At 67.3% G+C, this 9,069-nt stretch carries 3 protein-coding genes; 2 read left to right on the top strand and 1 reads right to left on the bottom strand.

All coding sequences use genetic code 11. The annotated features are described in order from the left end of the window. Positions 1-331: 331 nt before the first annotated feature. A complete protein-coding gene (locus ACSFBF_RS34770) occupies positions 332-1,810 on the top strand; it encodes an NAD-dependent succinate-semialdehyde dehydrogenase (RefSeq protein ID WP_435474898.1) in 1,479 nt (492 codons plus the stop codon). Positions 1,811-1,847: 37 nt separating this feature from the next. On the opposite strand, the gene uvrA is transcribed toward ACSFBF_RS34770, so the two are convergent. Beyond that, positions 1,848-7,598, bottom strand: a complete 5,751-nt coding sequence (gene uvrA, locus ACSFBF_RS34765) for an excinuclease ABC subunit UvrA (protein ID WP_435474896.1) — start codon at positions 7,596-7,598, stop codon at positions 1,848-1,850. A 186-nt stretch (positions 7,599-7,784) separates the two neighbouring features. Here uvrA and ACSFBF_RS34760 point away from each other — a divergent pair, with 186 nt between their 5' ends. After that, positions 7,785-8,903 carry an ABC transporter substrate-binding protein gene (locus ACSFBF_RS34760; protein ID WP_435474894.1) on the top strand — a complete coding sequence of 373 codons (1,119 nt, stop codon included), beginning with the start codon at positions 7,785-7,787 and terminating at the stop codon, positions 8,901-8,903. The last annotated feature ends 166 nt before the right edge of the window (positions 8,904-9,069 follow it).

The raw sequence follows: 9,069 nt of genomic DNA, 5'->3' as shown, positions 1-9,069 counted from the left end.
ATGCACAAGCTTCTGGCCATCGCCTACGGCGTCCTGAGGTCTCGAAAACCCTTCGACGCGAACTACCTCAAGACGGCCGGTGCTTGACAGGCACAACGGTGTCTTTATTTCGCTGCGAGGAGTACCCGATGCCATTCGCACATGGACGCGGCTGTAGTGCCGCCGGATCAGGCGCTGCGCTGAATGATCACGTCGATGGTGTGCTCTGCGCAGCGAAATAAAGGAGGAGGCCGCAGGCCGGGGGACATTCGCGGAGCAGAGCACGCCGTCGGCGTGATCGCTCCCCAACCCTCACTCCAACCCAAATAGAACATAGACAAGCCCAAACACCATGAACATGAAAACCTCTCCCCTCGCACTGCTGAACGACCCGACCCTGCTCAAGACCGATGCGCTGATCGCCGGCGAATGGATCGCCGGTGCCAGCCGCTTCGACGTAAACGACCCGGCCACCGGCCTGAAGCTGGTCGACGTCGCCAACCTCACGCGTGCGGACGCCGCGCACGCCATCGCCGCCGCCAACAAGGCGCTCGCCGCCTGGCGCGGCAAGACCGGCAAGGAGCGCAGCATCGTGCTGCGCAAATGGTTCGACCTGCTGATCGCCAACACCGAAGACCTCGGCCGCCTGATGACCGCCGAGCAGGGCAAGCCCTTTGCCGAGGCCAAGGGCGAGGTTGCCTACGGCGCGAGCTTCATCGAGTGGTTTGCCGAGGGAGCCAAGCGTGTGAATGGCGAGGTGCTGCCGCAGTTCGACAACAACCGCCGCCTGCTGGTGATGAAGCAGCCCATCGGCGTGTGCGCGGCGATCACGCCGTGGAATTTTCCGCTCGCCATGATCACCCGCAAGGTGGCGCCGGCGCTGGCCGCGGGCTGCACTGTTGTCATCAAGCCGGCCGAACTCACGCCGCTGACCGCGCTTGCTGCAGCGGAGCTGGCGGTGCGGGCCGGCATTCCGGCGGGCGTGCTCAACGTGCTCACGGCCGACAGCCAGAACAGCATCGCGATCGGCAAGGAGCTGTGCGAGAGCGACGTCGTGCGCCACCTGAGCTTCACGGGTTCGACCGAAGTGGGCCGCATCCTGATGAGCCAGTGCGCACCGACGGTGAAGAAGCTGTCGCTGGAGCTAGGCGGCAACGCACCCTTCCTGGTGTTCGACGACGCGGATGTGGATTCGGCTGTCGAAGGCGCCATCGCGAGCAAGTACCGCAACGCCGGGCAGACCTGCGTGTGCGCGAACCGGCTGTATGTGCAGGAAGGCATCTACGACGCCTTCGTCGAGAAATTCGCGGCCAAGGTGAAGGCGCTCAAGGTCGGCAACGGCTTCGAGGACGGCGTGACGCAGGGCCCGCTGATCGAGGATGCGGCCATCGACAAGGTGCAGCGCCATGTAGCCGACGCCATCGCCAAGGGCGGCAAGGTGCTGGCGGGCGGCCACAGGATGCAGGGCCAGTTCTTCGAGCCGACCGTGATTGCCGAAGCCACGCCCGACATGCTGTGCGCGCGAGAAGAAACCTTCGGCCCCTTCGCGCCCGTGTTCCGTTTCAAGACCGAGCAGGACGGCATCGACGCGGCGAACAACACCGAGTTCGGCCTGGCGAGCTACTTCTACACGCGCGACGTGGGCCGGATCTTCCGCGTGGCCGAAGCGCTGGAATACGGCATGGTCGGCATCAATGCCGGCGTGATCGCCACCGAGCATGTGCCGTTCGGCGGCGTGAAGCAGTCGGGCCTGGGGCGCGAAGGCTCGCACCACGGCATGGACGACTACGTGGAGATCAAGTACCTCTGCCTGGGCGATATCCAGAAATAGGCCAGAAACAGGAGGGCGGGGCGAGCCCCGCCCTGTCCTATCGCGCCAGCACTGGCGCCAAGGCCACGCCGGTGTGCGTGCCCAGCCGCACCACCTCTTCCGGCGGCGCCGCCGCGACGATGCGCCCACCGGCGTTGCCGCCTTCGGGACCCAGGTCGAGGATCCAGTCGGCCTCGGCGATCAGGTCGAGGTCGTGCTCGATCACTACCACGCTGTGGCCGCCGTTCACCAGCCGGTGCAGCACGTGGATCAGCTTCTCGACGTCGGCCATGTGCAGGCCCACGGTCGGCTCGTCGAGCACGTACAGCGTGTGCGGCGCCTTCTGGCCACGGCGGGTGATGTCGTCGCGCACCTTGCTCAGTTCGGTCACCAGCTTGATGCGCTGCGCCTCGCCGCCCGAGAGCGTGGGCGAGGGCTGCCCCAGCGTGAGGTAGCCGAGCCCCACGTCCTTCAGCAGCTGCAGCGGGTGGCTGATGTTGGGCATGCTGGCGAAGAACTCGACGGCCTCGTCGACTTCCATCTTCAGCACGTCGCCGATGCTCTTGCCACGCCAGCTCACGGCCAGCGTCTCGGGGTTGAAGCGCGCGCCGTGGCACACCTCGCAGGGCACCTTCACGTCGGGCAGGAAGCTCATCTCGATGGTGCGCACGCCCGCGCCGTCGCAGCCGGGGCAGCGGCCTTCGCCGGTGTTGAAGCTGAAGCGCGCCGGGCCGTAGCCGCGCGCCTTGGCCTCGAGCGTGTCAGCGAAGAGCTTGCGGATGGTGTCCCAGAAGCCGATGTAGGTGGCCGGGCAGCTGCGCGGCGTCTTGCCGATGGGCGTCTGGTCGACTTCGAGCACGCGGTCGATGGTTTCATAGCCCTCGACCTTGCTGCAGCCGGCCCACGCCGGGCGCTTGCCCGCGGCGTCCGCATCGCGGCCCGCCTTGGTCATGCGCTGCACCACGATGCCGTGCACGTTGGCCAGCAGCACGTCGCGCGCGAGCGTCGATTTGCCCGAGCCGCTCACGCCGGTGACCACCACGAGGCGGTGCAGCGGCAGCGTGGCGGTCACGTCCTGCAGGTTGTGCAGGTCGGCGCCATGCACGGTGAGCCATTCGCCGTTGTCCGTGGCCTTGGGGTTGGGCGAAGGCACCAGGCGGCGCGCCTGCAGCGGGTGCTTGATGGCATCGCGCAGGTAGCGGCCGGTCTGCGAATCGCCGGCGTTCTGGATGTCGGCCACCGAGCCCTCGGCCACCAGCCGGCCGCCGCGCTTGCCCGCGCTCGGGCCGATGTCGATGATGTGGTCGGCGCGACGGATGGTGTCTTCGTCGTGCTCCACCACCACCAGCGTGTTGCCCTTGTCGCCCAGCTTGTGCAGCGCGTTCAGCAGGATCTGGTTGTCGCGCGCATGCAGGCCGATGGTCGGCTCGTCGAGCACGTAGCACACGCCCTGCAGATTGCTGCCGAGCTGCGCCGCCAGGCGGATGCGCTGCGCCTCGCCGCCTGAAAGCGTGGGCGCGCCACGGTCGAGCGTGAGGTAGCCCAGGCCCACTTCTTCGAGGAATTCGAGCCGGCTCTTGATCTCGGGCACAAGATCGCGCGCGATCTCCGCCTCGCGGCCCGCGAGCGACAGCCCTTCGAACCACTGCCGCACCTCGGTCACGCTCATGCGCGCCAGTTCGGTGATGCCGATGCCGCCCGAGCCGTCGGCCGTGGTGCCGAAGCCCACGGCGCGGGCCGTGGCGTTCAGGCGCGTGCCTTCGCAGGTGGGGCAGACCACGTCGGCCAGGTCCTCGACCTCGGGTTCTGCAAAGGTCTGCTCGCGGCCCTTGTTGTCGTCGGCCAGCACGGAGTCGTCGAACACCTTGCGCTGGTCCTTGCTGAGCTTGACGCCCGTGCCCACGCAATCGGGGCACCAGCCGTGCTTGCTGTTGTAGCTGAACAGCCGCGGATCGAGCTCGGCATAGCTGGTGCTGCACACCGGGCAGGCGCGCAGCGTGGAGAACACGTTCACGCGGCCGATGCCGGCGGCGGACACGCCCGCCATCATCGCGGCGCGCAGGCCGTCGAGCTGGCTCAGCACGTGCACTACGCCCTTGCCGTGTTCGAGCGCCTTGGTCAGCGCCTCGCGCAGTTCGGTCTCTTTCGAGGGCAGCACGTCGAGGCTGGCCACCGGCAGCTCGATGCTGTGCTCCTTGAAGCGGTCGATGCGCGGGAAGCCGGTGGTCGGCAGGAAGTCGCCGTCCACGCGCAGGTGCGTGAAGCCGCGCGGACGCGCCCAATCGGCCAGCTCGGTGTACACGCCCTTGCGGTTGCTCACCAGCGGCGCGAGCAGGCCGATGTGCTGGCCCTTGAAGTTGCGCATCAGCTGCGCGGCGATGCTGTCGGGCGTCTGCGGCTGCACGGCCGCGCCATCGTGAATGCAGTGCTGGATGCCTAGCTTCACATACAAGAGGCGCAGGAAGTGCCACACCTCGGTGGTGGTGCCCACGGTGCTCTTGCGGCCGCCGCGCGACAGGCGCTGCTCAATGGCCACGGTCGGCGGAATGCCGTACACCGCATCCACCTCGGGCCGGCCGGCCGGCTGCACGATGCTGCGCGCATAGGCATTGAGCGATTCGAGATAGCGGCGCTGCCCTTCGTTGAAAAGAATGTCGAAGGCCAGCGTCGACTTGCCCGAACCACTCACGCCCGTGACCACGCTGAACTTGCCGCGCGGAATGTCGACGCTGAGATTCTTCAGGTTGTGCTCGCGCGCGTTGACGATCTCGATCGCGTTGCTGCCCGGTGCCGTCTTCGCGTTGGCGATGTAGCGGCGCGCGGCGCGCTCGGCCACCTTGTAGGCATCGGGGCCGATGGCCAGCTCGTAGTCGGCCAGCGCGGCGCCGGTGAGCGAAGCGCGGTTCTCGCGCAATTGCTCGGGCGTGCCTTCGGCCACCACCTGGCCACCGCCCTCGCCGCCTTCGGGGCCGAGGTCAATGAGCCAGTCACTCGCGCGGATCACGTCGAGGTTGTGCTCGATGACGATCAGCGAATGGCCGGCGTCGAGCAGCTTGCGCAGCGCGCGCATCAGGCGCGCGATGTCGTCGAAGTGCAGGCCGGTGGTCGGCTCGTCGAACAGGAAGAGCGTGCCCTTGCGCGCCACTGACTGCTTGCTCGACGTCGCGCTCTTGGCGGCTTCCGCCAGGAAGCCCGCGAGCTTCAGGCGCTGGGCTTCACCGCCGCTCAGCGTGGGCACGGGCTGGCCGAGCTTGACGTAGTCGAGGCCCACGTCGGAAATCGGCTGCAGCACGCGCAGCACGTCGCGGTCGGCCTCGAACACTACCGCCGCTTCGGCCACGGTGAGGTCGAGCACGTCGGCCACGTTGTAGCTCTTGCCCTTGCGCTCCACGCGCACTTCGAGAATCTCGGGGCGGTAGCGCTTGCCATCGCAGTCGGGGCAACGCAGGTACACGTCGGACAGGAACTGCATCTCGACGTGCTCGAAGCCCGAGCCGCCGCAGGTCGGGCAGCGCCCGTCGCCGGAGTTGAAGCTGAACTTGCTCGCTGTGTAGCCGCGCTGGCGAGACAGCGCCGCGGTGGCGAAGATCTCGCGAATGGCGTCCCACGCGCCCACGTAGCTCGCGGGGTTAGAACGCGCGGTCTTGCCGATGGGCGACTGGTCGACGAACACCACGTCGCCCAGGTGATCGGCGCCCAGCATGCGGTCGTGCGCGCCAGGGGTTTCCGTAGCCTTGCCGAAGTGGCGCATCAGCGCGGGCGCCAGCACGTCCTGGATCAGCGTGGACTTGCCAGAGCCGCTGACGCCGGTGACGCACACCAGCCGCGCCAGCGGGAACTCGACCGCGATGTTCTTCAGGTTGTGCTCGCGCACGCCTTCGAGGATGAGGCGGTGCGTGTTCTCGCTCACGAGCCGCTTGAAGCCCATGCCGATCTTCTTGCGCCCGCCCAGGTACTGGCCGGTGAGCGTGTCGGCGTCGCGCAGCTGGTCGGTGGTGCCGTCGAACACGATCTGCCCGCCGCGCGCTCCGGGGCCGGGGCCCATGTCGATCACGCGGTCGGCGGCCAGCATCACGGCCGGGTCGTGCTCCACAACCACCAGCGTGTTGCCGGCGTCGCGCAGGCGCAGCATGGCCTCGGTGATGCGGTTCATGTCGCGCGGGTGCAGGCCGATGCTGGGCTCGTCGAGCACGAACAGCGTGTTGACCAGCGAGGTGCCGAGCGCAGTCGTGAGGTTGATGCGCTGCACTTCGCCGCCGCTCAGCGTGCGGCTCTGGCGGTCGAGCGTGAGGTAGCCGATGCCGACGTCATGCAGGTAGCGCAGGCGCGTGGTGATTTCTTCGAACAGCAGCTTCAGCGCCTGGGTCTCGCCTTCGCTCACCGTGTGGCCGTTGCCGTGGTGCTCGACGCGGTCGAAGAGCCTGCGCAGCCGCTCGATGGGCAGCAGCATCAGGTCGTGCAGGCATAGGCCCGGCAGGGCTTCGAGCTGCGCGCGCGCCCACTTGGCGCCGGTGGGCATGAAGCGCTTTTCGGGCGGCAGCACCGCGTCGGCGTCTTCCTTGCTGCCGATGCGCCACAGCAGGCTGTCTAGCTTCAGGCGCGCGCCGCTGCAGGTGGGGCACGGCGTGTAGCTGCGGTATTTGGACAAGAGCACGCGGATGTGCATCTTGTAGGCCTTGCTCTCCAGGTAGCCGAAGAAGCGCCGCACGCCGTACCACTGCTTGTTCCAGTTGCCTTCCTTGTAGTTGGGCGTGCCTTCGATCACCCAGTGCTTCTGCTCGTCGGTGAGCTTGTTCCAGGGGGTGTCGCGCGGGATGCCGGCAGCTTCGGCGTGGCGCATGAGGTCGTCCTGCGCTTCTTTCCAGGCGGGCGTCTGGATGGTCTTGATGGCGCCGGCGCGCAGCGTGAGCTTGTCGTTCGGAATCACCAGGCCCAGGTCGACGCCGATCACGCGGCCGAAGCCGCGGCAGGTTTCGCAGGCGCCCACGGCCGAGTTGAACGAGAACATCGACGGGATCGGGTCGGCGTAGCGGATGTCGCTCTCGGGGCAGTGCAGGCCGGTCGAGAACTTCCACACGTCGGTAGGAGCGTTCTCTTCAGCGCCGGTGGCATGCACGGTGACGCGCCCGCTGCCGCGCTTGAGCGCCACCTCGATCGCCTCGACCACGCGCGAGCGCTCGGCGCTGGAAGCGCGGAACCGATCGGCCACCACGTCGAGCACCTTGCGCGGCCCGGTGGGCGTGGCCACCTCGCGCTCGGCCTGCACGCGCGTGAAGCCGCTGGCCGACAGCCACTGGGTGACCTCTTCGGCCGTGGTGCTCGCGGGCAGCTCGACCGGAAAGGTGACGACGAGGCGCGGATCGCCCGCGACCGCCGCGCGCTCGACGATCTGCGCATAGATGCTGTCGGGCGAATCGTGGCGCACCGGCAGCGCGGTTTCGCGGTCGAACAGGTTGGCCGCGCGCGCGAAGAGCAGCTTCAGGTGGTCGTTCAGCTCGGTCATCGTGCCGACCGTGGAGCGCGAGGAGCGCACCGGGTTGGTCTGGTCGATGGCGATGGCGGGCGGCACGCCCTCCACCTTGTCGACGGCCGGCTTGTCCATGCGGTCCAGGAACTGGCGCGCATAGGCGGAAAAGGTTTCCACATAGCGCCGCTGGCCTTCGGCGTAGAGGGTGTCGAAAACGAGGCTGGACTTGCCCGAGCCGCTGGGCCCGGTGACCACCGTCATCTCGCCGGTGCGGATGTCGAGGTCGAGGTTCTGGAGGTTGTGCTGGCGCGCGCCGCGAATCCGGATGGAGCCCTGTGTCATGAGTGCCTTGGGGGGTGGGGCAAACATTCTAGGGAGTGCGCAATGACGGATTTGTGCACTACGTCACAAGGTCGGTGGCTGCGCAGGGGTTTGTCCGAATGGAATTCACGATACTTTCAGAAACAAATACGACATTAGTTTTCACCTTCTCACAAACCGCTTCCCCCATTCCCTCGAAAGATTTCCATGACGAAGACGACGACGCGCATGCTTTGCGCCGCCGCCCTCCTGGCCTTCAGCGCCGTGGGCGCATCGGCCCAGATCCTGATCGGCCAGACCACTGGCGTGACCGGCTCGGTGGCCGCGAGCGTGAACGAGACCATCGGCGGCGCGCAGCTGGTGATCGACTCGGTCAACGCCCAGGGCGGCATCCATGGCGAGAAGATCGAAATACTGCGCATGGACGACGGCTTCGACGTGAAGCGCGCCAGCGAGAACGCGCGCGTGCTGATCGAGGACAAGAAGGTGCTGGCGCTGTTCATGAGCCGCGGCACGCCGCACTCGCAGGCCATCATCCCGTGGCTCGACAAGTACGACGTGGCGCTCATCGCCCCCTCCACCGGCGCAATGGTGCTGCACAAGCCGCTGCAGAAGCACGTGTTCAACGTGCGCGCCACCTACCAGCGTGAGGCCGAGAAGGCGGTGCAGCACCTGCTGACCATCGGCCTCACGCGGATCGCGGTGGTGCACGTGACCGACTCGTTCGGCACCGACGCGCTCGAAGGCGCGATGACCGGCTTCACCAAGGGCAAGGCCCAGCCGACCGTGACCATTCCGGCCGACCGCGACAAGCCCGACTACAAGACCATCGTGCCTGCCATCAAGAGCGCCGACGCGCAGGCCGTGGTGTGGATCGGCTCGAGCGCTGCGGTGATCGACGGCATCAAGGCGCTGCGCGCGGCGGGCTCGGCGGCGCAGGTGGTCACGCTGTCGAACAACGCCTCGTCGAGCTTCATCAAGCAGCTGGGCGACGCGAGCAAGGGCGTGATCGTGACGCAGGTGTTCCCGAACGAGCGCTCGATCGGCCAGCCGATGGTGAAGGAAGCACTGGCACTCGCACAGGCCAAGGGTCAGGTGGAGCTGTCGCCGGCCATGCTCGAAGGCTTCGCCTCGGCCAAGGTGCTGGTGGAGGCGCTGCGCCGCGCGGGGCCCAAGCCCACGCGCGCGAAGATGGTCGCTGCGCTCGAAAGCCTCAAGGGCTACGACCTGGGCGGCGGGCTGGAGGTGAGTTATTCGCCGCAGGACCACAGCGGCATCGACTTCGCGGACCTTTCGATCATCAGCGATGGTCGCTTCAAGCGCTGAGCCCCGCCCCTCGACAACGCCTTCCGAACCAACGGCCCGCTGGCACAACCGGCGGGCCGTTGGCTTTGGGCGTTCTGCAAACCTTGGTTTGACAGGGTTTCCGCGAACTGGCGGCAAGTGACGTTCAGCAACACATTACACACCTGCTGACAGAAGCGCTCCGCTT

Origin of the sequence: Variovorax nivicola (assembly GCF_051216475.1) — a bacterium.
Taxonomy (GTDB): Bacteria; Pseudomonadota; Gammaproteobacteria; order Burkholderiales; family Burkholderiaceae_C; genus Variovorax.
Note: the sequence above shows the minus strand (reverse complement) of the source record. Positions and strands in the feature narration are given on the sequence as shown.